Origin of the sequence: Tardiphaga sp. 285_C5_N1_2 (assembly GCF_052076065.1) — a bacterium.
Classification (GTDB): Bacteria; Pseudomonadota; Alphaproteobacteria; order Rhizobiales; family Xanthobacteraceae; genus Tardiphaga; species Tardiphaga robiniae.
The window spans coordinates 3,371,343-3,397,870 of record NZ_CP197241.1 but is presented as its reverse complement, the minus strand read 5'-3'; the positions used below and the strand labels follow the sequence as shown (position 1 = coordinate 3,397,870).

Here is a 26,528-nt window from a genome sequence, read left to right as displayed (position 1 = left end):
AAGTCACGATCGGATCATTCGGAAATCGACGCCTGCAGTGCTCTCTTGTTGAGTTTTGCTGTATTCGTTCGCGGCAGGCTGGGCACGATCACAATACACTTCGGCACCATGAAGCTTTCGAGGCGTCGCTGGCACTCTTTCTGAATCTGCTTCTCGCTCAGTGTTGTTCCCTGTTCGATAACGACAAACGCTTTAACCGCCTGCCCGAGGAGCTCGTCGGGAACGCCAATCACCGCGGCTTCCCTCACGCCCGGAATATCCATCAGCACGTTCTCCACTTCCTTGGGAGCGATCTTCTCGCCTCGGGACTTTATGATCTCGTCGCTGCGGCCAACGAAGTAGAGGTAGCCTTCCGCGTCCATCCGGCAGTAGTCACCGGTGTACAGTACCTGCTCGCCTGGCAGCGGACCGGCCTTGAGTTTCCTGGCCGTGGCCTCTGGCTTGCCCCAATAGCCTCGCATCACCGTCGCGCCGCGAATGACAAGCTGACCGACCACGTCGGGGCCCACGCGTCTGTCGCGCTCGTCGACAATCCACATCTCGGTATTCGGGATGGCGATCCCGACGCTGAGCGGCTTTCGATCGATATCCTCCGGGGGCAGAAAGGTGCAGCGCTTGCATTCAGTGAGGCCGTACATGGAATAAATGCGGGCATCCGGGAATAGATCCTGCAGCAGACGAATGTGCTTCATCGGCAGTGCAGCTCCGGTGTTCGTGACATAGCGGATACTCGAGAGATCGTGCTCCTTGATCGACTTGAGCCCCGATAGCGTTGAGAAGATCGTCGGCACGCCGGGCAGGCCGGTCACCCGTTCGTCGGCGATAAGCCCGAGAATCTGTGCCGGAAAAGCGAACGACCGTTCGAGGACCAGTCGCGCGCCCGTGCGAAACGCCATGATCATCTGATACAGGCCGTAATCGAAGGCGAGTGGCAGGACATTCAAAATGACCTCGTCTTCGCGTAGCGCGAGATATGATGCGATCGACGTGCACGCGGACAGCATGTTCCGGTGCGTCAGCATCACGCCCTTGGGATCGCCCGTCGATCCGGAGGTGTACACGATGGCCGCGAGATCGATATCGATGCAGCGGCGCGCCGGAGCTAGGTCGTGGCTGGCGGCGCCTGCCTCGTCCCAGCGTACCGCATGGGGCAGCCCCGTCAGCTCGGCATCGTCGATGGGCCCGGAAACGATTACCCGGCGCAATGACGGGCATGCCTGCGCAGGCTCCTTGAATATCGTGAGGAGATGTTTGTCTGTGATAAGCGCCGTCGGCTGGCAATCATGAAGCAGGTAGCCAAGTTTGTCGCGCTTGGTGAGCGGATTGACGATGCACACCACGGCATTCGCTTTCAGCACGGCCCAGAAACTGACGACGGTCTCGACAGTGTTGTCGGCGAAGATAATCACCCGATCGCCACGTTCGACCCCGCTCGCGACCAGATAATTCGCGATTGCGTTGGAGCGTGCCTCGATCTCACCATAGCTGACGCGATGCTTGCCGCACACCAGCGCCACCTTTCCACCGAGATGACGGGCGGAGTGGATGAGGTAATCGTGCAGGAGCGGTACAGGACCATGCATCAGGAAAGGGCTCCCTCAACCCGGTGCTCGCGATCGATATCGACGGTCAGCTCCAGAGCGTGGCGCCCACCAGGACGGCTTGCGATGAATTGTTGGTGCAGGAGCTGGGTCGATAGCACGCCGACCATCGCCATGTTGTCGGAGTTGGAGAGATCGCCGTTGCCGGTTGCGGCCTGTGTCCGGCACTTGCTCCGCAGGCGCGCGACCGCGTCAGGATCGAAGACGTTTGCTTCGCGAATAGCCGTTTCCGAAAGCGCGTCGTCGATATAGGCGGGCGTATCGCGGCCAACGAAACAGAGAGCGTCGGGCGCGCGGAATGGCTGCTTCTTGCGGGCGATGATCTCCGACGGCACGATCGGCTCTGCAACGCGCTTCAGAACGTGCTTCTCGTCAAGGACGCGGAGCTTGTAGGCGGGCGGCAGCGAATTCGCCAGCGCGACCACGTCCTCGTCAAGGAAAGGAAAGCGGCCTTCAACTGAATGAGCCATGAGCATTCGGTCGCCCTGAGAGGACAGGAGATATCCCGACAGCAGTGTCTGGATTTCGAGATATTCATCCTGCGCAAGGGAGCTCCATTGCGTGAATTCCGGAGGTAGACTGGCGATCAAATTGGAGACCGCATCGTGCTTTGCCGACTCCGCGCACATGTCGCTGGAGAACAGTCGTTTGATGCCACTGGTCGTTCGCCAGCGGGTGTCATGCGCGAAGCCCGGCGCGGCGTGCTCCGACAGATTGCGCCCAAAAAACTGCCGGGCCATTGCTTGCTGCCGTACCGGCGAGCGTGTGAGATAAGGGTAGAGACGCTCAAGCAGCCGCGCGCGGCGTGTCGACGTGGGTTGCCGACCCCAGAACCGGCGGACCTTGCCTTCGCGAAAGAGATCGTAGCCGGCAAACATTTCGTCGGCGCCTTCGCCGGACAGCACAACCTTGACGCCGCAGGCGCGCACCAGGCGCGACAGCAGGAACAACGGCGCCGGCGCCGTTCTCAAGATCGGACGCTCGGTGTGATAGATGACCTGCGGAAAAATCTCGGCGATGTCGCTGCGCGAGACCACCACTTCATGGTGCTCACTCCCGGTGACACGGGCAACCAGTCGCTGGAAGTCGGTCTCATCATATTCGGCGTCAGCGAAACGCAGTGAGAAAGTTTGGAAGCGTTCGCCGGCAAAGTGGCATCCCATTGCCGCAATAAGCGAACTGTCGAGCCCGCCGGACAAATAGCTGCCGACGCTTACGTCGGAGCGCACCATTCGAAGCGACGTCGCGGATTCCAAAGCGCTGCGCACCTGCTTCACGGCATCGTCGAGTGAACCGGCAAACTGACCGTCGCGCGAACTGGACAGTTGGGGATATCGCGGCTTCCAGAACGCTTTCTCGCGAATGTTTCCGTTTTCATAAATGCGGAAATGTCCCGGGACGAGCTCCTTGATCCCTTGAAACACGCTCTGCGGCGGCACAACGGTCCAGAGAGTGAATGTCTGATCGATGCCGACTGGATCGAAGGTGCGGGGAATCGCTGCATCCGCCGCGAAGATGGCCTTCACTTCGCTGGCGAAATACAGTCGACCTTCGCGCTCGCAGAAATGCAAAGGGCAAATGCCGGTGCGATCGCGCGCCAACACCAGACGACGGGCTACCGAGTCCCAGATCGCGAGCGCCCACTGACCGGTCATCCGCTCGAAGGCGTCCTCGCCCCAGGCCCGATAGGCGTTGACGATGACCTCCGTGTCGCTGCGGGTTCGGAACCTGTAGCCAAGCCTGATCAGCTTCTCACGCAACTCAACGTAGTTGAAGATTTCGCCGTTGAAGACGATCCACGTCGTGCCGCTCGCGTCCGCGAGAGGCTGTTGACCGCTCGAAATGTCGATGATGGACAAGCGGGCATGTGCCAATCCCGCGCGTTCGTCCCGGTATAGGCCGCGCTCGTCCGGGCCGCGATGGGCCAGCGCGCCGAGCATGCGCATCAAGGCTTCGCGGGAGGGGGCCCCTGCGGCGGCGCTTACTGACACTATGCCCGCGATACCGCACATGCAGGTCAGTCCTCGAATACTTGAGCGACGAGCAGGGGTCGTGCGTGGAGGTAGCGCGTAACGCGACGCTTGGCGTCAATATCCCTGAATACCAAATCGACCTGGGCTGCTGTCAGTCCGATAGCCTCTGCGACCTCGTCTGATGGAATCCCGCGATTCACCGCGTAAAGGCACAGATCCATCTGGTGATAAGGCAGCGCAAAATAGAATTCCTCCTGGCTCTGCGGCATCGAGAACGTATCCGTGGTCGGTGGCCTGCGCTGGATCTCCTCCTCGACCTCGAGATATTCCGCGAGCTGATAGACCTGCGTCTTGTAGAGATGGGCGATCGGCATGACGTCAGCAATTCCGTCGCCCTGCTTGACGAAAAAGCCCAGGTCGTGCTCGAGACGGTTCGGTGTGCCGGCGACGGCGTATCGGAGGCGGTCGGCGTGGTAATACTCCGTCATCTTGCGGACGCGCTGCTTGAAATTGGTCGCGGCGACGATCTGGAGATAGGCGTTTGACGAAAGACGAACGGTGCGGGTGCTGCCGTCGCGGCTCTGAACCGTGAGACGGGTGATATTCAATCCGTTGCTCGCGAAAACCGACGGTAGCACCAGCTTGCATTTCCAGCCGTCGTCATATTCGGGAACGACGGTTCGGATTGCCTCGACCTGCCGGCGATAGGCGCCGAGCCCCTCGAGGGCGGGCGATATGTCTTCCAAGACGGTGTCGATGCCAAGCTGTGCCGCCCAGCTGCGGCCGAGCCTCAGCGAATCGTCCGAAGAATGGTGCTCGGGCATGAAGATGCCCAAGACCTTGTCGTTGCCGAATGCACGCACGCACAACGCCGCGACGACGGAGCTGTCGATGCCGCCGGAAAGACCAACGACAGCGCCGCGGCGCCCCAACATGCTCAAGACCTGTTGGCGTAGCGCCTCGACAATCCGCTCGACTTCGGCAGCGGGATCGAGCGCCAATACGTTATCGCCAAACTCCCGCGCAGTCGGAATGTGCGCAGCAAGGGTCATGACAGCGCTTTCCGCTTGCAAAACTCGGCCGGCGTGTAGGTTTGCACGACCGCACTCTCGACCAAGGGGAGATTGGTGGCGAGGTAGGGCTCGACGACGAGCTCGATATGCGTGCCTGCGACGGGGATCACGTCCAGGCTTGCGAGTGAGCAATCCCAGCCGAGCGATTGCGGCGCTCCATCTCGGTTGCAGCGAAACAGTGTAGCTCCGATCGGCAAAGACGGCCTGGGCGACGCCAGCCATTGGTAGAAAGCTCGCGACCGCAACACCTCTTGCAGCTCAAGCCTAATTCGGAAGCAGGTGGCGTTGAACTTCCCTCGCGCATAGCGATGAAGCATCCAGGTAAGGGGGGCCTCGCCACCGATTGCTGCCGTAACCTTTGCGAGTGCTCGGCAGGCTATTCGCGAAATGTTCACACGATTGGCGCGGAGCCGCCGCAACGTTCGGGCTAGCGTCTCCCGGTAATCGCGGCCCTCGTTGATAATCGCTGTATCGAGAATCCCCAGGAACTTGATGGACCGCCGTGCTTCCAGCAGCCGCGCCGCAACTTCGAATGCCACCACACCACCAAGGGAATGGCCGAGAAGGCGAACATGTCCGACGGGTTGGCTCCGGCGGATTTGCTCCACCGCCGCATCTGCCATGGAGGCGACCGTGTTATTTCCGGCGAGGATGCTCCCCAGGTCGGGGTATTTGATCGGGACGACCCGGGCGATCTTGCCGAGCCCCGCTGCAAAAGCGGCCATGCTCGGACCGTAACCGAGGGACCCCGGCAACAGGAACAGGATGGGACGCAGATCGGCTTGCACGCCCACGGCTTTGGCGGTTGCCTTCCCGGATACAATCGCCTTGACCATCTCCGCGGCTGTCATATCGAGCGCGAAGTGTGCGACCGAGAGCTCCAGCCCGGTGGCGCTCTCTATTTCCTGAATGCACCGCTGCAGCCTTGATAAATCGTCGGCTTCCTCCGAGGTTCCAGGCATGTTGGGGGTGTTGAAACTCGTGGACTGGGCATCCCGCACGATTTGATAGATCGTCGGCTCGCGTCCCTGCGCCCATGAGGACCGCAGCCTCTGGTTGACGAACGGGTCGGCCGGTCGTTCCACCACTTCTGGTTGGAGATAAGTCCGAGCCATAGGTCACCTGCCGAGCCTAAAGCTTGTTATCGCCGGGCATGGAAATTTCGACATCCTGCGTTTGAAGGACGTCGCCGACAGATGGGACAGCGGTGTGCCATTATGTCGCGGCGGCACTGCCGCTGAGCTTCATTGATTTCCGCGATCATCTTTGGGCACGGCGGGATTGCTGCTCATTCTCACGAGCACGCGATGATCGAGGCGGCTTGGTTCCGTGTTGCTGTAGCAAGCCAGGCGCTGCGCTGAACACCAGCTCGATATGAATGCCCAGCGCTGTGATGACGACTGGGTGCAGTATGTCGTCCGGAACATGTTCAGAAAGGTGCTTGAGGGCCGCACCTTCACCATGACCGGCCCGCTCCAAGCTGAGGCGAAGGAACTCTCTGAAAGCTGCCGGGCGATCATCAGGAGCGCTGCAACGGAGTACCGCATAGTAAAAGTTGTGGAACGGAGCAAGACAACCGGACTTGAGTCGATAACTTCACTCCGCGGAGGTATCGATGTGAGAGCAACGAAACTACCAGCAGTCAATCTGTTGCTGTGCCGCCGTTGCGGGGGGGCACGCACTCTTATCAAGATTGTGGCGCAGCCTAGAGCCAGTCTGCCCGGCGATCGGAGGACGTTCCGGTGTCCCAGCTGCATGTCGTCCCAGACCTACCAAATCAACCGGCACGGGGCGCAGCTACTATCTTCGGATTGAGATGCAGTTGGGCGGGTCTGACTGGAAAATATCCGGACCAGATTGCTCCTGCTTCTCTAGCCAGCAGCTCAGTCGTGCTCGCACACGTCGCGTCGTCTCCGCGTCAAGCGACGGATAAACTTCAGGTCGGTATGTCGGCGGCTGGAACCAAAAGTTGCGATTTTGATTCGCTGCTTTGCCCGGAGGCCATACGTCGTCGCCACACTACGCCGGCGCGCGTCCACAAGTAGTGAACTTGTGGTTATCAACCTCAGATGCTTGTTACTAACTGGCTGATATTGCAGGCCATCGAAAAAGAGAGCTGCGGTTCATTTTGTTCAGCCAGAATGTCGCACCTTTACCAACGGTTTACATAATACCTACAAATTGCAGGAACGGGACTTGATAACAAGAAAGTCATCGAACCCCGTGTTCGTCGCTCTGCCAATTGCACCTCTGCTGACTGCTTCATTTCCACGACACCCCGCACATTGCGGACCAACGGTCGAAAACCGAGGGACCCTTCGTCATGCTCGCCAGCCTGTCTATTCGCGCCAAGATCACCATTGTTCTTTCATTTTTGCTGCTTGCGATGACGGGTCTGGGCCTGGTCGCAGTTCGCAAGATGCAGGCGATCAACGCCAATGCGGTGGATATCCAGACCAGCTGGCTGCCAAGCGTGCGTTTCCTCGGCGATCTGCGCTCCGGCGTCATCACCTATCGCAACGTGATCCGTCAGCACATGCTGTCCGAGACGTTGGAGGAGAAGCTGGCCAATGAGAAAACGCTCGAGACGGTGGTGGCGAGCAACACCGCTATCCGCGCGAAGTATGAGAAGCTGATCACCTCACCGGAAGAGCGCGCGCTCTACGAGGAATGGAGCAAGCTCTGGGACAGCTACAAGAAGGGCACGCTCGATGTGATGGATCTGTCGCGCAAGAGCGCCGGCAAGATGCCACAGGAAGCCAATGCGTTGAACACGAAGACCGTGAATCCGATCGGCCTGAAAGCTGACGAAATTCTGAACAAGGACATCGAACTCAATCTCAGGGGATCCGATACTGCCGGTGCAGACGCCCTCGCCAATTACGATGCTGCCTTCATGATGGTTGTCGCAATCCTCGTCGTCTCGGCGTTGCTCGGCATCGGTATTGGTATTTATCTTGTGAAGGACGTCTCCAGCGGCATCGCATCGATCGTCAAGCCGATGCAGGCGTTGGGCCAGGGCGATCTGACCGCGGTCGTGCCGCATCAGGGCATGAAGACCGAGATCGGCACGATGGGAGACGCGCTGCAGATCTTCAAGCAGGCGCTGATCGACAAGCGTGCGGCGGACGAAGCAGCAGCAGCCGATGCAGAAGCCAAGATCGAGCGCGGTCGCCGCGTCGATAGCATCACCCGCGAATTCGAAACGATGATCGGCGAGATCGTCGAGACGGTGTCGTCGGCTTCGACCGAACTGGAAGCCTCTGCCAGCACGCTGACTGCGACCGCCGAACGTTCGCAGGAGCTGACAACGACCGTGGCAGCCGCTTCGGAGGAAGCCTCGACCAATGTGCAGTCGGTTGCTTCGGCGACCGAGGAGATGGCCTCGTCAGTGAACGAAATCAGCCGTCAGGTGCAGGAATCGGCCAGCATCGCCAATCAGGCCGTCGATCAGGCCCGCCTGACCAACGATCGCGTCAGCGCGCTGGCCAGTGCGGCCGCTCGCATCGGTGACGTCGTCGAGCTGATCAACAACATCGCCGGCCAGACCAATCTTCTGGCGCTCAACGCAACTATCGAAGCAGCGCGTGCCGGCGAGGCCGGTCGTGGCTTCGCGGTGGTGGCATCGGAAGTGAAGGCGCTGGCCGAGCAGACGGCGAAAGCCACCGGCGAGATCTCGACGCAGATCTCCGGCATCCAGGCGGCGACGCAGGAATCGGTTGGTGCGATCAAGGAGATCGGGGACACCATCGGCCGGATGTCCGAGATCGCTTCGACGATCGCCTCGGCGGTGGAAGAGCAGGGCGCTGCGACCCAGGAAATCTCCCGCAACGTCCAGCAGGCAGCGCAGGGTACCATGCAAGTCTCGTCGAACATCACCGACGTTCAGCGTGGCGCCAGCGAGACCGGCTCGGCATCCTCGCAGGTGCTCTCCGCAGCGCAGTCGCTGTCCTCGGACAGCACGCGTCTGAAGGTCGAGGTCAGCAAGTTCCTGAACGCCGTACGCGCAGCCTGACGCTACGAGATATCGAGACATTGAAGCCGGCGCGAAAGCGCCGGCTTTTTTCATTGTCAATTGACGCCGCCTTCCACCCATTCGCTTGGTGCGCTGTTCTGTTTGCGCAGGTTATGGGCTACCGCGTGCAACGGTTATGTGGCCGCGCTTCTCAACTTTGTGCCCAGCGCTGCGCAACGTCCTGCGGCGTCTTGGCGATCTCTTAGTCATTTGCTGCAATCGTGTACTACGCGCTTTTTGCACGCAGCGGCATACCGTCGTCGCTGCAAGTTATTTGGACCGGCGTTGCGTCTTAGAAAGAGACCATGACCCCTATCGATTATGAGTATTTGCAGAAGATTCTGAAAGATCGTTCCGGATTGGTGCTATCGGCCGACAAGAAGTACCTGCTCGAAAGCAGATTGATGCCGCTGGCGCGCAAGGCCGGTGTCGCCGGGATCAGCGAACTCGTTCAGAAGATGAAAGCCGGTTCCGAGCCGATGATCTCGGATGTGGTCGAAGCCATGACCACCAACGAGACCTTCTTCTTTCGCGACAAGACACCGTTCGAGCATTTTCAGAACACGGTTATTCCCGACCTGATCAAGGCGCGCGCTGGCAAGCGCAGTCTGCGGATCTGGTGCGCGGCTGGCTCGACCGGGCAGGAACCATATTCGCTCGCCATGATCATGAAGGAACTCGGCGCCGCGCTGACGGGGTGGCGCGTCGAGATCGTGGCCACGGATCTCTCGCCCGAAGTGCTCGAAAAATCACGCACTGGCGTCTACACCCAGTTCGAGGTGCAGCGCGGCCTGCCGATCCAGTTGCTGGTGAAACACTTCAAGCAGACCGGCACGACGTGGCAGCTCAATGCAGATATCCGCGCGATGGTTCAGTTCAAGCAGTTCAATCTGCTGCAGGACTACGCGCATCTTGGCAAGTTCGATGTCATCTTCTGCCGCAACGTGCTGATCTATTTCGATCAGGCCGCCAAGACCGACATCTTCGGCAGGCTTGCAAAAGCCAGCGAACCTGACGGCTATCTGTTCCTGGGCGCAGCCGAGACCGTGGTCGGTCTCACCGACCGCTATCGGGTTTGCTCCAATCGTCGCGGTGTCTATCTGCCGGTGAGTGCGCAAGCGTCGCCATCGATCGTGCCCGACATGGGTGCCGGACTGAAGACGTCTCCCGCCAGTATGCGGGCGTAGGAGCGGTCATGGCAGAAGAAGTTGCAACCAACGGGCGCGTCATTTTCGGGCGCGGCTACAATGTCTGGATCATGGCCATCGACGGCACATGGCGGCGCAGTTGTGTGTTGAAGGCTGTGTCGAGTCACGACGCCGAGTTGATACTCGAGACCTCCATCGAGGGCCTCAATCTGAAAGAGTTCTTCCTGCTGCTGTCATCGACCGGACTCGCCTATCGCCGCTGCGAACTGGTCAAGGTGAACGGTGCGCAGATCGATATTCGCTTCCTGAACACCAAAGGTAGCAAGAAGAAATCGCCGGCGAAGAGCGATCACGGCGATATGGCTGACGCCTGATCATGCGGCATCAAGATATCGATGATCATCACATCGAAGCTTGTATCTTCCAACACAAATAGACCGATCTCGCCACCATCGGCCGAGACGGTTTCGAAGCCCTCGCGTTCCAGTGTCAGCCTAATGGACATGGACACGAGTGGGTCGTCGTCGACGACCAGAATGCGTTTCATGGCGGCGCCCCCGCGCGCTGGAGTGAGCCTGCAGTCACTCTCCACGCAACACGCAACCATGACGCGACGAATCGCCGACGACGCCAAGTGTTTAGTCATTTCGCCGGAGGTGTCTGTCCAGATTTGCACACTTGGGGCATTTCGTTGTTGCCGGGTTGCACGCGCCATGTACATGGTTGGATATGAGCATGATGTTCGAAGAACTGGATTATCGCCCGACGCCGATGGGTGTCCTGACCCTGCGACGTCGGCGGAAGCCGGGCACGGACATCGATATCTTTGAGATCAAGCTCGGCGACGAATTTCTGATGTCGAGCGCATTCACGGCTGCCGAGATCGCGCTGGCGGATATCGGTCTGGCGTCACTAACCGGCAGCGGGCTGGATGTCGTCGTTGGCGGTCTCGGTCTGGGCTACACTGCGCAGGCCGTTCTCGCGCATGAGAAGGTCGGTTCGCTGGTCGTCATTGATGCACTGCCCGAAGTGATCGAATGGCATCAGGCCGGTCTGATCCCGATCGGCCGCGAATTGTCGGCGGACGGGCGCTGCCGTCTCGTCCATGGCGATTTCTTCAAGATGGCGACCTTGACGGGTGGTCATCTCGATCCCGACGAACCCGATCGTCGCTTCGATGCGATACTGGTCGATATCGACCATGCGCCGGACAACCTGCTGCATCCGAGCCATGCCGTGCTCTATACGGCGGCCGGGCTGCAGCGTCTGTCGGAGCATCTCAAGCCCGGCGGCGTGTTTGCGCTGTGGTCGAACGACCCACCAGAAGCTGCATTCACGGCCGTGATGGAGAGTGTCTTTGGCGCCGTCACCGCGCATGTCGTGGCCTTCGACAATCTGAACGCAGACGAGGAAGTGTCCAACACCGTCTATGTCGGCACCAGGATCGAAGAGGCCGCATAGCGCGCCGTTGCGCTATTCGGCGGCCTGTTTCGCCAGCATCTGCTTGTCCGACCGGTTATCGTCGTCGCGCTTCGATCGTCCCCAGCTCGACATGGTATTGGAAAGCTTGTCGAGATAGACATAGACCACTGGTGTCGTGAACAGCGTCAGTGCCTGGCTGACGATCAGGCCGCCGACCATCGCGTAGCCGAGCGGCTGGCGGATTTCCGAACCGGTGCCGGTGCCGAGCATCAACGGCACGCCGCCAAGCAGCGCCGCCATGGTCGTCATCATGATCGGGCGGAAACGTAGGATAGCGGCCTTGCGGATGGCTTCTTCCGGTTCAAGATGTTCGTCGCGCTCGGCAGCAATTGCGAAGTCCACCAGCATGATGCCGTTCTTCTTGACGATGCCGATCAGCAGCACGATGCCGATCAGTGCGATCAGACTGAAATCGAAACCGAACGCCATCAGGATCGCCAGCGCGCCGACGCCGGCAGAGGGCAGGGTGGACAGGATCGTCAGCGGGTGGATGTAGCTCTCATAGAGAATGCCGAGGATCAGATAGACCACCACCAGTGCGGCGAGGATCAGCAGCGGCACCGTCGATAGCGATTGCTGGAACGCTTGCGCCGTGCCCTGGAAGGTACCGCGCAAGGTCGAGGGCGCGCCGATATCCTGCATGGCAGCCTGTACGGCATCGGTCGCCTGTCCGAGGGCAACGCCCTGCGCCAGATTGAAGCTGATGGTGATCGCCGGGAATTGGCCCTGATGGCTGATCGAAAGCGGCCGCACCGGCACCGTCGTCCATTTCGCAAAGGCCGACAGTGGCACCATGTCGCTTGTCGTCGGCGACTTGATATAGATCTTGTCGAGTGAGTCGAGCTTGCCCTGCATCTCGGGCAATATCTCGAGAATGACGTGATAGCTGTTCAACTGCGTGAAATACTGGGCGACCTGACGCTGGCCGAACGCGTCATACAGCGTGTCGTCGATCAGTTGCGGCTGGATGCCGTAGCGCGAAGCGTTGTCGCGATCGATGGTCAGCGTCAGCGTCGTGCCCTTGGTCTGCTGGTCGGTGGCGACGTCGCGTAGACCCGGCAGCGTCTGCATCTTGGCCAGAATCTTCGGCGCCCACTCGTTCAGTTCGGCCAGATTGGCGTCCTGCAGCGTGTATTCGAACTGGGTGCGGGTGGCGCGGCCGCCGAGCCGGATATCCTGCGCCGCCTGCATGAACAGGCGTGCGCCCTGAACCTTCTCCAGCTTCGGTCGCAGCCGTGTGATGATCTGTTGCGCATTGGCGGAACGTTCGTCCCGCGGTTTCAAGGTAATGAACATGCGCCCGGTATTGAGCGCGCCGCCGCTGCCGCCGATCGACATGGCGACACTGGCGACGTCGGGATCGGCCTGCACGATCTTGCCGAGTTCTTCCTGGTGGACCTTCATGTCTGCAAAGGAAATATCCTGCGACGCTTCGGAGGAAGCGGTGATCAGGCCGGTGTCCTGCTGCGGGAAGAAGCCCTTCGGGATAATCATGAATAGATAGACCGACAGGACGAGCGTGGCGAAGAACACCATCAGCGTCGTCAGGCGCCAGCGCAGCACGAGGTCGAGGCCGCGCTCATAGGCGCGCAGTAGAGCGTCGAAGGCGTTCTCGCTGAGCTGATAGAGCCGGCCATGCTTGGCGTGTTTCTCTTCGCGCAGGAAGCGCGACGCCATCATGGGCGTCAGCGTCAGCGACACCACCAGCGAGACGAAGATTGTCATGGTCAATGTGACTGCGAATTCGCGGAACAGGCGGCCGATAATGCCACCCATCAGCAGCAGCGGGATCAGCACCGCGACCAGCGAGACTGATATCGAGACGATGGTGAAGCCGATTTCACCGGCGCCTTTCAGCGCGGCAGCCATCGGTGTTTCGCCTTCCTCGATATATCTAGTGATGTTCTCCAGCATCACGATGGCGTCGTCGACCACGAAACCGACCGAGATGGTCAGCGCCATCAGCGACAGGTTGTCGAGCGTATAGCCGAACACCCACATCAGCGCGCAGGCGCCGAGCAATGCGAGCGGTACGGTCACGCTGGGAATGACGGTGGCCCAGACGCTGCGCAGGAAGACGAAGATCACCATTACGACGAGGGCGATGGTCAGCAGCAGGGTGAACTGGACATCCTGCACGGCGGCGCGGATGGTCTGCGTGCGATCGCTGAGGACCTCGATCTTCACGGTCGGCGGGATCGCGGCCACCAGACGCGGCAGCTCGGCCTTGATCTTGTCGACAGTGTCGATGACGTTGGCGCCGGGCTGCTTGAAGATCACCAGAAACACGCCGCGCTTGCCATTGGCCCAAGCCGCCTGCTTGGCGTCTTCCGGGCCTGTCACCGCCGTGCCGATATCCCTGACCCGCAGCGGACCACCATTGCGATAGGCGATGATGACGTCGTTCCAGTCTTTCGACTCCGGCAACTGGTCGTTGGCGTAGATCGTGTAACTGCGGGTCGCGCCGTCGATATTGCCTTTCGGGCTGTCGACGGTGGTGATCGCGATCTGGCTGCGGATGTCTTCGAGCTGCAGCCCCTTGGCCACCAGCTTGGCAGGATCGATCTGGATGCGGATCGCCGGCTTTTGCTGGCCGCCGATCGTAACCTGGGCGACACCGGAGATCTGGCTGATCTGCTGCGCCAGTTGCGCATCGACACTGTCGCTGACCGTCGTAATGGGCAGCGTGTCCGATGTCGCCGACAGCAGCATGATCGGCGAGTCGGCCGGGTTGACCTTGCGATAGGTGGGCGGACTCGGAAGCGTCTTCGGCAATTGTCCGCCAGCGGCATTGATCGCAGCTTGCACGTCATTGGCGGCGCCGTCGATCGAGCGGTTGAGATCGAACTGGATCGTGACTGCAGATGTGCCGAGCGAACTCGTCGAGGTCATCTGCGCCACGCCGGGGATCTGCGCGAGCTGTCGCTCCAGCGGCTGCGCCACCGAGGATGCCATGGTCTCGGGGCTGGCGCCGGGCAGGGTGGCGGCGACCTGGATGGTCGGGAAGTCGACCTGCGGCAAAGGCGCGACGGGAAGCTGGGGATAGGAGACCAGGCCGACGAACAGGATGCCGGCCATCAGCAATGATGTTGCGATCGGATAGCGAATGAACGGTGCTGAAATTCCTCCGTTCATGGCTATTCGCCTTTCGCCGGAGTGGCTGCGGATGTTGCGACTGACGTCGCTACCAGCGCGCCCGGCTGCACTTTATATTGCCCGGCGACGATAACGCGCTCGCCGGCGCTCAGCCCGTCCTCGACCACCGTGCGGCCATCGATGGAACGGCCGACCTTGATTTTCTTCAGCTCGGCTTTGTTGTCGGCCCCGACCGCAAAGGCATAGAGCCCGTCGGCCCCATGTTGAACGGCATCGTCGGGAATGACGGTCGCATCCTTCAACGTGGTCACCAGCAGCCGCGTCGAGACTGAGAGGCCGGGCCACAGCACGTGGTCCTTGTTGTCGAATACCGCCTTGAGCCGGATCGTGCCGCTGGTCGTATCCACCTGATTGTTGATGACCGCGAGCGTGCCTTCCGAGAGCGTCCGCTTTCCGTCGGTGGTCAGCGCGATCACCTTGAGCGGATGTTCCGCGAGCGACTGGCTGATGTCGATGAGGTTCTGTTCAGGCGCGGTGAAGATCACGGCGATCGGCTCGATCTGCGCAATGGTGACGATGCCGGTCTGTGTCGCGGCATTGACGATGTTGCCTTGGTCGACCTGACGAAAGCCGACGCGGCCGGAGATCGGCGCCTTGATCGTGGTGTAAGCGAGCTGGGTCTGCGCATTCGAGATCGCGGCATCGTCGGCAGCGATCTGCGCGCTCAGCTGCTGCACGGTGGAGCGTTGTGTGTCTGTCTGTTGCCGTGTCGCGAATTCGCCGAGTTTGGTGAAGCGCTGCAAATCCAGATTGGCATTGGCGAGATTGGCTTCGTCCTGCGCTTTCTTGGCCTTGGCCTGATCGAGCGCTGCCTGGAACGGGCGCGGATCGATCTGTGCGAGCAGGTCACCCTCCTTGACGATCTGTCCTTCGGTGAAAGCGATCGTGTCGATCTGACCATCGACACGGGTCCGCACGACCACGGTATTAAAACCCTGCACGGTGCCCAGACCGCCGAGATAAACGGGGAAATCAGCTTTTTCGACAGATGCAATTTTCACCGGGACGGGGGCAGGGCCGCGCGGTTTGTCGGCATTCGCCTGCTGTGCTCCGGTAGCTCCGTAATGCTGCCATGCGATAGTTCCGCCGGCCGCAAGCAGCGCCAGAACAATCAGCCCAGTCCATCGAAAACGGGTAAGCGTTGTCATGGTGATCTCATCAATCTCTTGGCAGCCACTGACGCAGACATGCGCGTCCAATGCGCGCCCGCTTGGGCGGCTCCTGATCAGCTAGGTGGCGACTCAAATGCTGTAAACACACGACCGCTTGAACGCGTGCTTCATTGCCAAATCTTCATGTTCACTATGATTTACGCGTGATTTCTCGCATCGTTCCAACAGGACACTGCGCCTCGTTTTATGCAGCGTCTTGGACAATCCATCGGCGCAGTGAGAAGCGCCTGGTGTTGTAACTGCGCGTCGTATCCGCCATAGGCTCGTCGAAGCCGACATTGCGGCTTGTAAATGTAATCGATCCGGAGCGGCACATGGACGAGTTGAATGGGCGGATGATCGCCTGTCAGATTTTGATTACCGGATTGATCGCGCGGGTCGCCAATGACTCGCCGGATCCGCTGCGCTTCCTGACCGACTATCGGGACGAGATCAAAGCCGTCGTGCGTGGCATCAACATCGCCGGCATGGAGAATACGGATCGGGTAAGGCAGTCGGCGTTGCAGACCGTCGACGAGATGTTCTCGCTGATGAAGCCGCCCAGCAGCGAATAGGGCGGCCGTCTCATATTACCTCCCGGTAGCTGCCGCGACCAATCTAGACATATTCAAACATAAGAACCCTGCATTCTCGCCCAATTGCGTTGACCACCCGTTCTCCTGCCGACTACGTCCATGGGACAAATTATCGCACTTGATGCGTCCTAGCGTCGCAGTTTTGGGGGAATTCGATGGGTACGGCGAAAATGCCGCGGTCTTTGCGTGCTGTTTCTGAGGTTCGTGTCGGCGAGGGCGCCGATCCCCATTCTGGCCGCAAAGTAACTGCGGTTGCGGGTCTTATCGCGGTTGCGTCGTTCAGCGGTGCCGAAGCGCAGCAATCCACCCTTCCGCCGGTCACAGTGGATGCACCGGTTGCCCGGCCCCGGCCGGCGGCATCGAAGCCAACTCCGGACCAGATTCGCGCGCGCACCGCGCTCCGCCGCGCCGCCCGCCGGGCTCAACCGGTGCCAGTCGCGCCCGTACCATTTCCGAATGCCGGCGGACTTGCGGCCGATCCTTATGCCGATCCCGCCGCGCCCTATAAAGGTGACCGCCTTGCGGGCGGCAAATTCACCGAGAAGCTGCTGGATACGCCGCGCACCGTCACGGTGCTCACCAGGGAAGTTCTCGAGGACAAGAACGCGACGTCGCTGCGCGATGCCGTCCGTTCGACAGCCGGCGTGACGCTTGGAACCGGTGAGGGCGGCAACGCTTTCGGCGATCGCTTCTTCATTCGCGGCTTCGATGCCCGCAATGACGTGTTCGTCGACGGTATCCGCGACCCGGCCGTTAGCATTCGCGAAAACTTCTTCACCGAACAGGTCGAGATCCTGCGCGGTCCGGCATCGTCCTTCGCAGGACGCGGCACCGCAGGCGGTGCGATCAACATTGTCACCAAGCAGGCGGGCGACAAGAATTTCACCAATATCGATACCGCCTTCGGCACCGATGCCACCAAGCGCGTGACCATCGACGCCAATCAGGTGCTGAGCCCGACGGTCTCGGTGCGCGCCGGCGGCCTGTTCCAGGACGCCAATGTTGCTGGCCGCAACACCACGACTGACGATCGCTGGGGAGGCTTCGCGGCCATCAAGTGGACGCCGGTCGATGCCGTGAAGGTCACGGCCAACTACATCCACACCGACCTCAATTCGATCCCGGATTTCGGTATTCCATGGGACCGCGCGGCCAACAAGCCATCAACGGAAACCGGCATCGCGAACCGCAACAACTACTATGGTTTCGCCAATCGCGACTTCCAGCATGCCCGTCAGGATATCGGCTCGCTGAACACCGAAGTCGCACTGACGCCGGATGTCACCTTCAGCAACAAGATGCGGCTGGAACGTTCGACCCTGGCCTATGTCGGCACTTTGCCGGAAGCGCCCCGCGCCGGCATTCCCGGCTATCTCGCTGATCCCGCCGGTTACGGACTGGTTCAGCTCAATGCCGTCAGCCGCTATCAGACCACGGACACGATCGCTAACCAGTCAGACTTGAAGTTCAAGTTCGACACCGGTCCGATCAGGCACACGACCATCGTCGGTGCGGAGATCTCGCGCGAAAAGGTCGATATCGACACCTTTACGGGCCTGACAACGGAGTCGCTGCCGGGTGGGAGCACGAGCATCGGCTCCGTGATCGTTCCGATCAATAATCCGTATCTGACCTATTCGGCTTTTGCGCAGCCCACGCGTGCCAACAATCCAACGGTGATCAAGGTCGACACCAATGCGGGCTACGCCATCAATACGGCGAACTACAACGACCTCGTCTATCTGAACACCGGCATCCGTTATGACGACTACAGCGTCAGCGCAGGCAAGCCGTTTGCGACCACCACCACGTTCCCGCAAAAGGCGGATAGCGGAAATGTAAACTGGAATGTCGGCCTGACGTTGAAGCCGCTACCCTATGGCAGCGTCTATGCGGCCTACGCCACGTCGACCAACCCGGTCGGTGCGGAACTGGACGGCACCGACGCACGCTATGGCGGCTTCAACCTCACGGGCGCCTACAATCAGGTGTTCGCGCCGGAAAAGAACAAGTCGGCGGAAGTCGGTACCAAGTGGGAACTGTTCGATCGCCATCTGTTGCTGACCGGTGCCCTGTTCGAGACCACCAAGAGCAACGCGCGTGAGCAGCTCGCCGTCGGTGGCGTCACGCAGGTCGTCGCTGGTGCGTCTTACCGGATCCGCGGCATCGATCTCGGCGTCGCCGGCAAGATTACCGATCGCTGGAGCGTGTTCGGCGGTCTGGTTCTGATGGAATCCAAGGTGCTGAATTCGGCAACGCCTGCTTTCATCGGGCGCGATCTCGCCAATATCGCGCATCAGTCGTTCAACCTGATGACCAAGTACAAGTTCGACTATGGCTGGGAGCTGGGCGGGCAGGCGACCTATCAGTCGCAGCGCACCGGTGGCATTCTGTACACGACCACCACGACGGTCCTGCCGGAATTCTGGCGCTTCGACATGTTCGTCGAGAAGAAGATCGACAAGAACATCACCCTCAAGCTGTTCGTCAACAACCTCACCAACAAGCTCTACTATGACGGCTTCTACAACAGTGCTGCACCGTTCGTGCTGGTGGCGCCGGGGCGGTCGGGAACACTTGTTCTCAGTGGGAAGTTCTAGGGGATGCTGATCTGCATCCCTGATGTTCTGAGCAAAAGTGATGTGGCGGAGTTCCGCCGCATCATGGATGCGGCCGGTTGGGAGGACGGTCGCTCGACTGCCGGTGCGCAATCGGCGCTGGTCAAAAGGAACGAGCAACTGCCGCCGGACAGCGATGTGGCCCGCGCGCTCGGTAATCAGATTATCTCGGCACTGACGTCGAACCCGCGGTTTCTGTCTGCAGCAATTCCGCTGCATATCTTCCCGCCGCTGTTCAATCGTTACGTCTCGTCGGATGGACATCACTTCGGCGTGCACGTCGACAATGCAGTGCGCGGCGATCATCTCACCGGCATGCGTATCCGCACCGACCTGTCAGTGACGCTGTTCCTCTCCGAGCCCGAAGAATATGAAGGCGGTGAGCTCGTCATTGAAGACAATTACGGCTCACACGAGGTGAAGCTGCCGGCCGGCCACCTCGTACTTTATCCTGCTTCCAGTTTGCACCTTGTAACGCCTCTAAGGGCAGGTATGCGCGTAGCGTCTTTTTTCTGGCTACAGAGCATGATACGTGATGCTCATGCGCGCAGCATGATCTTCGATCTCGACAGCGCGATTCAGAGCCTAGTTGAACGTCTCGGAAGAGACGACCCAGAAACGGTCAAATTGACGGGCATCTATCATAATCTCATCCGCTACTGGGCCGAGGTATAAGCTTGTTTAGAACTGTTCTTAAGTCGCTGGCTGTGCTGGCAGTGGTCGCGTTTGCTTCGCCAATCATTGCGCAGCAGGCTGCAAAACCCGTGGCGCCGGTGGTTACTCAGGCAGCTCCCACTGCGGCGCCGGCCCCGGTAGCTGCTCAGCCGAGCAGCCCAGCGGCGAGCCCGGCCGCTTCGACAGCTCTTGCTAGCCCGGTGGTGGAGGCCGCGCCCAGGCCGATGGTCGCGACCGGTGAGCACGATCTGTCGCCCTGGAAAATGTTCATGGGTGCCGACATCATCGTCAAGGCGGTGATGGTGGGTCTGGCTTTCGCATCGGTCGTCACCTGGACGGTCGGCATTTTCAAGATGATGGAACTGACCTGGGCCATGCGTCGCTTGAAGGCCGCGCTCCGCAAGATCGGTGAATCGCGTTCGCTGTCCGAAGCACAGATGGCGCTCGGCGAGCGCGGCACGATCCTGTCGCGATTTTTGGCAGCGGCGATGCGGGAAGGGCGGATGTCCGCCGGTATTTCGAGCGATGAAGGCATCAAGGAGCGCGCTGCGTCGAGCTTCGGCGAAATCGTTCGCGCTGAAGGCCGCAAGGTGCGCACCGGTATGGGCATCCTCGCGACCATCGGCGCAACGTCGCCGTTCGTCGGACTGTTCGGCACCGTGTGGGGCATCATGAACAGCTTCATCGGCATTTCGAAATCGCAGACCACGAATCTCGCCGTCGTCGCGCCCGGCATCGCCGAAGCGCTGCTGGCCACCGCCATCGGCCTCGTCGCGGCGATCCCGGCGGTCATCATCTACAATCACTTCTCGCGCGTGACGAAGGCCTACATGGAAATCGTCGGCCGTGCGCAGGGCGCCGCCGGTCGTTTGCTGTCACGCGATCTTGATCGCACGCATTCGAGTTCACACGCACGCGCAGCGGCTGAATAATCATGGGTATGTCGCTTTCCGAAGGTGCAGACGACGATGATGATTTCGGTGAAAATCACGAAATCAACGTCACACCCTTCATCGACGTCATTCTGGTTCTGCTGATCATCTTCATGGTGGCTGCGCCGCTGTCGACGGTGGACCTGCCGATCAATCTGCCGAGCTCGACGGTGACGCCGCAGAAGAAGCCGGACAAGCCGACCTATGTGAGCATCAAGCCGGATCTCGCGGTCGCGATCGGCGAGAACATGGTCAAGCGTGTCGATCTGGTGCGTCAGCTCGATGCGATGGGCGACGGCAACAAGGATCGTCCGATCTTCCTGCGCGTCGATCGCGCGGTGCCCTATGGCGAATTCTTCGATGTGATGGAACGGCTGCGTGCCGGTGGCTATCAAAAGACCAAGCTTGTTGCACTGGAAGGTGTTCCGGATGCCGCTGCGGCATCGCCGGCACCGATCGCTGCACCTGACGCGCCGAAGCCCTGACGTTACGGAAGCGCTATGTCCGAGCTCGATAGAAAGTCGTCCTGGCGACTGTGGCTGATCGCGGCGCTTGTCGCCGTGCTGCTGCATGTCGGCGGCATCGCTGCGGCTGTGTTCGAGATGCAGCAGGAAGAGGATGACGACGGCCTCGGCGCCAATGCCATCGAAGTCGGGATGGAAATGGTGTCGCCCGACGTCGAGCCGACCGATCTTCCGCAGGGCCCGGATTCGGAGGCCTCGACCGCATCTCCGGCCGTTCAGGAGCAGAAGGCTGTCGAGAAGCAGAGCGATCTCCCCAAGGAGACGCCGCACGAGAGCGAAGAACCCGATCAGGTCGTGACCGAGAGCAAGGCGACCAAGCCGGAAGAAGAGACACCCGAAAAGGCGCAAAAGCAGCAGCAGGCGTCGCAGGAATCCGTCGCGTCGGAAGCCGCCGCACAGCAGAAGCTCGATGATTCCAAGGCTGGCGAGAAAGCACAAGCGCAGCAGGGCGGCATCGGCACCGACAAGAAGCGCCTGTCGACAATCTGGTCCAAGCAGCTCAGCGCCTATCTCGAAAAGAACAAGCGCTATCCGCAGGAGCGCCAGCAGAAGACGGCCGAAGTGACGGTGAATTTCGAGATCGACCGCGTCGGCAAGGTCCTGGCTGTGCGGGTGGTGAAGGGCTCTGGCGACGCCGCATTCGACGAGGCCGCGGTTGCCATGGTGCGTCGCTCAGACCCGCTGCCGGCGCCGCCGCCGTTGATCGCCGACGACGGCCTGAGCTTCACCGTGCCCGTGATCTTCCGCGTCAAGGGCAAGGGCTGACGAGAAGGGCGACTTAGTAGGTCGCCCGTCCGCCCGAAATATCGAACACCGCGCCGGTCGAGAAGGCGCAGTCTTCCGAGGCCAGCCAGGCAGCCATTGCGGCCAGTTCCTGCACCAGTACGAAACGTCCTTTCGGAATCTTCGACAGCATGAAGTTGATGTGCTGTTCGGTCATCTGGTCGAAGATCGCCGTCTTCGCGGCCGCAGGCGTGATGGCGTTGACGTTGATCTCGTGACCGGCCAGTTCCTTGCCGAGCGACTTGGTCAGCGCGATCAGGCCGGCCTTCGATGCCGAATAGTGCGAGGCGTTTGGATTGCCTTCCTTGCCGGCGATCGAGGCGATGTTGACGATGCGGCCGTAATTCTGTTTCAGCATCACAGGGACGACGGCCTTACAGCATAGGAACGGGCCGTCGAGATTGATGCGCATCACCTTGCGCCAATCGTCGTAATCGATCTCCCACACCGGCTTGTTGAATCCGGTGATGCCGGCATTGTTGACCAGGATATCGATCTTGCCGAACTCTTGAAGCGTCGCATCACGAGCTTCATCAATTGAAGCGACGTCCGTGACGTCGACTTTGAGGGCAATCACTTCGTCGCCGATTTCGCTCGCCGTTCTTACGGCCAGGTCAATATCTTGATCCCAGATCGCCACTTTGGCGCCGGAAGCGACGAAACGTTCGGTGATCGCGCGGCCAAAACCCTGGGCGCCGCCCGTGACCACGGCGCAACGGCCGTTCAAATCGATCTTGTTCATGATGCGATGTCCTCGGTTACAGCGTCCAGCCGCCGTCGATGATGTGCGCGACGCCGGTGGTGAAGGCGCTCTCGTCGCTGGCGAGATAGACGGCGAGGGACGCGATTTCCTCGGCGGTGCCGAGGCGGCCCATCGGCTGCCGGCTGACGAACAGCTCGCGGCCATTCGGGCCTGCGGCCGCGGCGCGGTCGAGCATCGACGGCGTTTCGATCGTGCCGGGGCAGATCGCGTTGCAGCGAATGCCTTTGGTGATGTAGTCGACAGCCACAGCACGGGTGAGGGCGGCGACGGCAGCTTTGGTTGCGCCATAGACGTAGCGGTTCGGTGCTGCCTTGAAGACACCGGCGGCGGAGGAGATATTGACGATCGCACCATTGCCGCGCGCAAGCATGCCGGGCAGGAACGCACGGATGGTCCGGTGCATCGATTTGACGTTCAGGTCGAACGAGAAGTCCCAGTCGGAATCGGAGCATTCCAGTGCTGCGCCGTGATGCACGAAGCCGGCGGCGTTGAGCAGGATGTCGATATCGCCGACCTTCTTCGCCATCGCTTCGACGGCAGCCGTGTCGCGCACGTCGAGCCGTGCAGTCTCGGCGATACCATCCTTGGTCAGCAGCGCCACGCCGTTGTCGTCGATATCGGTGGCGAACACCGTTGCGCCTTCGCGCGCAAAGGCCAGTGCACAGGCGCGGCCGATACCGACGGCGCCCGCGGTGACGAAGGCGCGTTTGCCTTTCAAGCGGTCAGACATGTGAAATCTCCCTGAAATTTTTCATTCACTCTCCGCCGTCATTGCGAGGAGCGAAGCGACGAAGCAATCCAGAAGCCAAGAAGAAAGACTGGATTGCTTCGCTGCGCTCGCAATGACGACCGAGGGATTAGTGATTATGCCGCGCCGTCCCGACCGTGCCGGCGATATCGCGATAGCGCGTGGCCAGTTCGAGGCAGGCACCGGTGGCCTGCTGGCCGACGGTGTTGCGATAGAGCTCCTGCCACGGCGTCTGGTTGGCCGGATATTTGAATCCGCCATTGGCCATCAGTTCGGCGCGACGTCGCTTCAGCTCCTCGTCGGAGATCAGGATATTCGCCGAGCCCTTGTTGAGATCGATGCGCACCTTGTCGCCCGTTTTCAGGATTGCGAGGCCCCCATTGGCTGCCGCTTCAGGTGTAGCGTTGAGGATCGACGGCGAGCCGGATGTGCCCGACTGCCGGCCATCGCCGATACAGGGCAGCGATAGAATGCCGCGTTTGATCAGCGCTGCCGGTGGCTGCATGTTCACGACTTCCGCGCCGCCGGGATAGCCGATCGGGCCGGTGCCGCGCACGAACAGGATGCAATGCTCGTCAATATCGAGCGAGGCATCGTCGATGCGATCGTGATAATCCTCTGGCCCCTCGAACACGATGGCGCGGCCTTCAAATGCGTTCGGATCCTTCGGATTGATCAGATAGCGATCGCGGAATTCCTTGGAGATCACCGAGGTCTTCATGATCGCGGAATCGAACAGATTGCCGCGCAACACGAGGAAGCCGGCATCAGCCACCAGCGGTTTGTCATAGGACCAGATGACGTCGTTGTCCGGTTTGGGCGAGGCGGCGCAATTTTCCCCCATGGTCTTGCCGTTCACCGTGATCACATCCTCATGGATGCGCTTGTGCTTCATCAGCTCGCGGACCACCGAGGGCACACCACCGGCGCGATGATATTCCTCGCCGAGATAGAAGCCGGCCGGCTGCATGTTGACCAGCAGCGGTACGTCATGGCCGAATTTCTGCCAGTCGTCGATATCGAGTTCGACGCCGATATGACGCGCGAGCGCGTTGATATGGATGGGCGCGTTGGTTGAACCGCCAATGGCGGAGTTGACCACGATGCAGTTCTCGAACGCCTTGCGCGTCAGGATGTCGGACGGCTTGAGGTCCTCCCACACCATGTCGACGATACGGCTGCCCGTCTCATAGGCAATCTGGCCGCGCTCGCGATAGGGAGCGGGGATGGCAGCGCAGCCGGGCAGTGACATGCCCAAAGCTTCGGCCAGCGAGTTCATCGTCGACGCGGTGCCCATGGTGTTGCAATGGCCGACCGACGGCGCCGAGGACGCGACCAGCGTCATGAATTCTTCGTAGCCGATCTCGCCGGCGGCAAGGCGTTCACGTGATTTCCACACCACGGTGCCGGAGCCGGTACGCTGGCCTTCGTGCCAGCCGTTCAACATCGGACCGCCGGACAACACGATTGCGGGGAGATTGACTGTCGCTGCTGCCATCAAACAGGCCGGCGTGGTTTTGTCGCAGCCGGTTGTCAGCACGACGCCATCGAGCGGATAACCGAACAGGATTTCCACAAGGCCGAGATAAGCAAGGTTGCGATCAAGCGCCGCAGTCGGCCGCTTACCGGTCTCCTGAATCGGATGTACCGGGAATTCCATCACAAGACCGCCGGCAGCGGTAATGCCTTCGCGCACGCGCTTGGCGAGTTCGAGATGATGGCGATTGCAGGGCGACAGGTCGTTGCCGGTCTGCGCAATGCCGATGATCGGCTTGCCGGACTGCAATTCGTGACGCGTCAGGCCGTAGTTCAGATAGCGCTCAAGATAGAGTGCAGTCATTCCGGGATTGTGGGGATCGTTGAACCATTCGCTCGAACGAAGTTTGCGCTTGGTTGCCTTTGCAGGCGAGGTCCCCGCAGTCGGCGTGGACGAAGTCGACTTGGTCATCATTTCTCCCGCAGCGCACACTTTATATTCTGGTGCGTCGTCTCTTTTGATTGGTCACGAATGTTTGCACGCCACTGGCTGCTTCGCAACGTTTGCATCTGCGAAGTTTTTCTACGACTATGATCCAACGACACGCCGCCAGAAAATCTGGTAGGATGTCAGACAAGTAAGAACAGGCGGCTCCGGCAATCGGAGGACGCAGTCTCTAAAATGGGACATTTGGGAGGGAAATGTATGGCGTCCGTGCAGATTCACGACGTTCGTAAGTCTTTTGGCGGTTTTGAGGTTCTCCACGGCGTGTCGGTCCCCATCGAGGATGGCCAATTCGTGGTTCTGGTTGGGCCATCCGGCTGCGGAAAATCCACATTGCTGCGCATGTTGGCGGGCTTGGAGAAGATCACCTCCGGCACGATCTCGATCGGCGATCGCGTGGTCAATGATGTCCAGCCGAAAGAGCGCGACATCGCCATGGTGTTCCAGAATTACGCGCTGTATCCGCATATGACGGTTGCCCAGAATATGGGCTTTTCGCTCAAGCTGCGCGGCGCCGACAAAAGCGAGATCGATCAGAAGGTCAATCGCGCCGCCGATATTCTCGATTTGAGGCGATTGCTTGAGCGTTTCCCTCGGCAGTTGTCGGGTGGTCAGCGTCAGCGCGTCGCCATGGGCCGCGCCATTGTGCGTGACCCGCAGGTGTTTTTGTTCGACGAGCCACTGTCGAATCTCGATGCCAAGCTGCGCGTCGCCATGCGCGCCGAGATCAAGGAACTGCATCAGCGCCTCAAGACCACGACGGTCTATGTGACGCATGACCAGATCGAGGCCATGACCATGGCCGACAAGATCGTGGTGATGCAGGACGGCATCGTCGAGCAGATGGGCGCTCCGCTGGAGCTCTATGATCGTCCCGAGAACAAGTTCGTTGCGGGCTTCATCGGATCGCCTGCGATGAATTTCCTCGAAGGTACGCTGAAGGTGAATGGCGGACAGCCATGGGTGGAGACCGCAAACGGTGCGAAGCTGCCGATCACGGCAGCGCCTGCGGCAGGGAACGACAAGGCCGTCACTTACGGCATTCGTCCCGAGCATCTCGAATTCGCCGATGACGGCATCGAGGCCGAGGTAGTGGTGGTCGAGCCGATGGGGTCGGAAACCCAGGTCGTTGCGCGCATTGGCACGCAGGACATCATCGCGATCTTCCGCGATCGGCGTCCGGTCGCGCCGGGCGACAAGATTCATCTCAGGCCGCGCGCGAATTCGGCGCATCTGTTCGACAAGGAGACCGGCAAGCGCGTCAACTGACGCGTTGTTACACCAAATCAATTTCAAAACATTGGTCGAT

At 60.4% G+C, this 26,528-nt stretch carries 21 protein-coding genes; 11 read left to right on the top strand and 10 right to left on the bottom strand.

Annotated elements, in window-relative coordinates; translation table 11 throughout:
• Nucleotides 1-14 precede the first annotated feature (14 nt).
• The 4 genes from AB7951_RS16285 to AB7951_RS16270 are packed head-to-tail and all read right to left on the bottom strand — an operon-like array spanning nucleotide 15 to nucleotide 5,762.
• Nucleotides 15-1,583, bottom strand: coding sequence for a class I adenylate-forming enzyme family protein (locus AB7951_RS16285; protein WP_439061407.1), 1,569 nt, complete (start codon nucleotides 1,581-1,583; stop codon nucleotides 15-17).
• Nucleotides 1,583-3,613 (bottom strand): asparagine synthase (glutamine-hydrolyzing), encoded by a 2,031-nt coding sequence (gene asnB, locus AB7951_RS16280; protein ID WP_120291060.1) that lies wholly within the window; start codon nucleotides 3,611-3,613, stop codon nucleotides 1,583-1,585. The genes AB7951_RS16285 and asnB overlap by 1 nt, the downstream gene beginning before the upstream one ends.
• 5 nt (nucleotides 3,614-3,618) lie before the next feature.
• Nucleotides 3,619-4,626: an NAD(+) synthase gene (gene nadE, locus AB7951_RS16275; protein WP_120291062.1), complete on the bottom strand. Its 1,008-nt coding sequence runs from the start codon at nucleotides 4,624-4,626 to the stop codon at nucleotides 3,619-3,621.
• Nucleotides 4,623-5,762 (bottom strand): thioesterase domain-containing protein, encoded by a 1,140-nt coding sequence (locus AB7951_RS16270; protein WP_120291064.1) that lies wholly within the window; start codon nucleotides 5,760-5,762, stop codon nucleotides 4,623-4,625. Before AB7951_RS16270 ends, nadE begins: the two co-directional genes overlap by 4 nt.
• 1,208 nt (nucleotides 5,763-6,970) lie before the next feature.
• Here AB7951_RS16270 and AB7951_RS16265 point away from each other — a divergent pair.
• The 3 genes from AB7951_RS16265 to AB7951_RS16255 all read left to right on the top strand — a co-directional run bounded on the left by AB7951_RS16265 (nucleotide 6,971) and on the right by AB7951_RS16255 (nucleotide 10,184).
• On the top strand, nucleotides 6,971-8,662 hold the full coding sequence (locus AB7951_RS16265; RefSeq protein WP_120291068.1) for a methyl-accepting chemotaxis protein: 1,692 nt from the start codon (nucleotides 6,971-6,973) through the stop codon (nucleotides 8,660-8,662).
• A gap of 305 nt (nucleotides 8,663-8,967) precedes the next feature.
• A complete protein-coding gene (locus tag AB7951_RS16260) occupies nucleotides 8,968-9,849 on the top strand; it encodes a CheR family methyltransferase (RefSeq protein WP_120291070.1) in 882 nt (293 codons plus the stop codon).
• A gap of 8 nt (nucleotides 9,850-9,857) precedes the next feature.
• A complete protein-coding gene (locus AB7951_RS16255) occupies nucleotides 9,858-10,184 on the top strand; it encodes a pilus assembly protein PilZ (protein ID WP_068730616.1) in 327 nt (108 codons plus the stop codon).
• On the opposite strand, the gene AB7951_RS16250 is transcribed toward AB7951_RS16255, so the two are convergent.
• Nucleotides 10,160-10,357 carry a response regulator gene (locus AB7951_RS16250; RefSeq protein ID WP_158596832.1) on the bottom strand — a complete coding sequence of 66 codons (198 nt, stop codon included), beginning with the start codon at nucleotides 10,355-10,357 and terminating at the stop codon, nucleotides 10,160-10,162. The two genes, AB7951_RS16255 and AB7951_RS16250, sit on opposite strands and share 25 nt — an antisense overlap.
• A 188-nt stretch (nucleotides 10,358-10,545) precedes the next feature.
• Here AB7951_RS16250 and AB7951_RS16245 point away from each other — a divergent pair, with 188 nt between their 5' ends.
• Nucleotides 10,546-11,271: a spermidine synthase gene (locus AB7951_RS16245; RefSeq protein ID WP_199712086.1), complete on the top strand. Its 726-nt coding sequence runs from the start codon at nucleotides 10,546-10,548 to the stop codon at nucleotides 11,269-11,271.
• 12 nt (nucleotides 11,272-11,283) lie between these two features.
• On the opposite strand, the gene AB7951_RS16240 is transcribed toward AB7951_RS16245, so the two are convergent.
• On the bottom strand, nucleotides 11,284-14,427 hold the full coding sequence (locus AB7951_RS16240; protein ID WP_120291074.1) for a multidrug efflux RND transporter permease subunit: 3,144 nt from the start codon (nucleotides 14,425-14,427) through the stop codon (nucleotides 11,284-11,286).
• 2 nt (nucleotides 14,428-14,429) lie between these two features.
• Complete coding sequence (locus AB7951_RS16235; RefSeq protein WP_120291076.1) at nucleotides 14,430-15,596, bottom strand: efflux RND transporter periplasmic adaptor subunit; 1,167 nt, start codon at nucleotides 15,594-15,596, stop codon at nucleotides 14,430-14,432.
• A gap of 338 nt (nucleotides 15,597-15,934) precedes the next feature.
• On the opposite strand from AB7951_RS16235, the gene AB7951_RS16230 reads away from it, so the two are divergent.
• The 6 genes from AB7951_RS16230 (at nucleotide 15,935) to AB7951_RS16205 (ending at nucleotide 21,709) form a co-directional block, all read left to right on the top strand.
• A complete protein-coding gene (locus AB7951_RS16230) occupies nucleotides 15,935-16,174 on the top strand; it encodes a hypothetical protein (protein WP_089267192.1) in 240 nt (79 codons plus the stop codon).
• Nucleotides 16,175-16,350: 176 nt separating this feature from the next.
• On the top strand, nucleotides 16,351-18,795 hold the full coding sequence (locus AB7951_RS16225; RefSeq protein WP_439061409.1) for a TonB-dependent receptor: 2,445 nt from the start codon (nucleotides 16,351-16,353) through the stop codon (nucleotides 18,793-18,795).
• Between the two features lie 3 nt (nucleotides 18,796-18,798).
• Nucleotides 18,799-19,488 carry a Fe2+-dependent dioxygenase gene (locus AB7951_RS16220; RefSeq protein ID WP_120291080.1) on the top strand — a complete coding sequence of 230 codons (690 nt, stop codon included), beginning with the start codon at nucleotides 18,799-18,801 and terminating at the stop codon, nucleotides 19,486-19,488.
• Between the two features lie 2 nt (nucleotides 19,489-19,490).
• A complete protein-coding gene (gene exbB / locus AB7951_RS16215; RefSeq protein ID WP_120291082.1) occupies nucleotides 19,491-20,420 on the top strand; it encodes a tonB-system energizer ExbB in 930 nt (309 codons plus the stop codon).
• 2 nt (nucleotides 20,421-20,422) lie between these two features.
• Nucleotides 20,423-20,905, top strand: a complete 483-nt coding sequence (gene exbD, locus AB7951_RS16210; protein ID WP_093758879.1) for a TonB system transport protein ExbD — start codon at nucleotides 20,423-20,425, stop codon at nucleotides 20,903-20,905.
• Between the two features lie 15 nt (nucleotides 20,906-20,920).
• Nucleotides 20,921-21,709 carry an energy transducer TonB family protein gene (locus tag AB7951_RS16205; RefSeq protein WP_089267197.1) on the top strand — a complete coding sequence of 263 codons (789 nt, stop codon included), beginning with the start codon at nucleotides 20,921-20,923 and terminating at the stop codon, nucleotides 21,707-21,709.
• A 13-nt stretch (nucleotides 21,710-21,722) separates the two neighbouring features.
• On the opposite strand, the gene AB7951_RS16200 is transcribed toward AB7951_RS16205, so the two are convergent.
• The 3 genes from AB7951_RS16200 to AB7951_RS16190 form a co-directional block, all read right to left on the bottom strand.
• Entirely contained in the window at nucleotides 21,723-22,469 is a 747-nt protein-coding gene (locus AB7951_RS16200; protein ID WP_120291084.1) for an SDR family oxidoreductase, read from the bottom strand.
• A gap of 16 nt (nucleotides 22,470-22,485) precedes the next feature.
• Nucleotides 22,486-23,220 carry an SDR family oxidoreductase gene (locus tag AB7951_RS16195; RefSeq protein WP_120291086.1) on the bottom strand — a complete coding sequence of 245 codons (735 nt, stop codon included), beginning with the start codon at nucleotides 23,218-23,220 and terminating at the stop codon, nucleotides 22,486-22,488.
• A gap of 127 nt (nucleotides 23,221-23,347) precedes the next feature.
• Nucleotides 23,348-25,186, bottom strand: a complete 1,839-nt coding sequence (locus AB7951_RS16190) for an IlvD/Edd family dehydratase (protein WP_089267199.1) — start codon at nucleotides 25,184-25,186, stop codon at nucleotides 23,348-23,350.
• 234 nt (nucleotides 25,187-25,420) lie between these two features.
• Between AB7951_RS16190 and AB7951_RS16185 the strand changes: the two genes are divergently transcribed.
• A complete protein-coding gene (locus AB7951_RS16185) occupies nucleotides 25,421-26,488 on the top strand; it encodes an ABC transporter ATP-binding protein (RefSeq protein WP_089267200.1) in 1,068 nt (355 codons plus the stop codon).
• Nucleotides 26,489-26,528: the final 40 nt, after the last annotated feature.

Coding starts and splice junctions, on each gene's coding strand:
- AB7951_RS16255 (WP_068730616.1), top strand. CDS start 9,858: ATGGCAGAAGAAGTTGCAACCAACGGGCGCGTCATTTTCGGGCGCGGC.
- AB7951_RS16195 (WP_120291086.1), bottom strand. CDS start 23,220: ATGTCTGACCGCTTGAAAGGCAAACGCGCCTTCGTCACCGCGGGCGCC.
- AB7951_RS16205 (WP_089267197.1), top strand. CDS start 20,921: ATGTCCGAGCTCGATAGAAAGTCGTCCTGGCGACTGTGGCTGATCGCG.
- AB7951_RS16220 (WP_120291080.1), top strand. CDS start 18,799: ATGCTGATCTGCATCCCTGATGTTCTGAGCAAAAGTGATGTGGCGGAG.
- AB7951_RS16235 (WP_120291076.1), bottom strand. CDS start 15,596: ATGACAACGCTTACCCGTTTTCGATGGACTGGGCTGATTGTTCTGGCG.
- AB7951_RS16260 (WP_120291070.1), top strand. CDS start 8,968: ATGACCCCTATCGATTATGAGTATTTGCAGAAGATTCTGAAAGATCGT.
- asnB (WP_120291060.1), bottom strand. CDS start 3,613: ATGTGCGGTATCGCGGGCATAGTGTCAGTAAGCGCCGCCGCAGGGGCC.
- AB7951_RS16270 (WP_120291064.1), bottom strand. CDS start 5,762: ATGGCTCGGACTTATCTCCAACCAGAAGTGGTGGAACGACCGGCCGAC.
- AB7951_RS16230 (WP_089267192.1), top strand. CDS start 15,935: ATGGACGAGTTGAATGGGCGGATGATCGCCTGTCAGATTTTGATTACC.
- AB7951_RS16190 (WP_089267199.1), bottom strand. CDS start 25,186: ATGACCAAGTCGACTTCGTCCACGCCGACTGCGGGGACCTCGCCTGCA.
- AB7951_RS16185 (WP_089267200.1), top strand. CDS start 25,421: ATGGCGTCCGTGCAGATTCACGACGTTCGTAAGTCTTTTGGCGGTTTT.
- AB7951_RS16200 (WP_120291084.1), bottom strand. CDS start 22,469: ATGAACAAGATCGATTTGAACGGCCGTTGCGCCGTGGTCACGGGCGGC.
- AB7951_RS16285 (WP_439061407.1), bottom strand. CDS start 1,583: ATGCATGGTCCTGTACCGCTCCTGCACGATTACCTCATCCACTCCGCC.
- AB7951_RS16225 (WP_439061409.1), top strand. CDS start 16,351: ATGGGTACGGCGAAAATGCCGCGGTCTTTGCGTGCTGTTTCTGAGGTT.
- AB7951_RS16240 (WP_120291074.1), bottom strand. CDS start 14,427: ATGAACGGAGGAATTTCAGCACCGTTCATTCGCTATCCGATCGCAACA.
- AB7951_RS16245 (WP_199712086.1), top strand. CDS start 10,546: ATGATGTTCGAAGAACTGGATTATCGCCCGACGCCGATGGGTGTCCTG.
- AB7951_RS16265 (WP_120291068.1), top strand. CDS start 6,971: ATGCTCGCCAGCCTGTCTATTCGCGCCAAGATCACCATTGTTCTTTCA.
- exbD (WP_093758879.1), top strand. CDS start 20,423: ATGGGTATGTCGCTTTCCGAAGGTGCAGACGACGATGATGATTTCGGT.
- nadE (WP_120291062.1), bottom strand. CDS start 4,626: ATGACCCTTGCTGCGCACATTCCGACTGCGCGGGAGTTTGGCGATAAC.
- AB7951_RS16250 (WP_158596832.1), bottom strand. CDS start 10,357: ATGAAACGCATTCTGGTCGTCGACGACGACCCACTCGTGTCCATGTCC.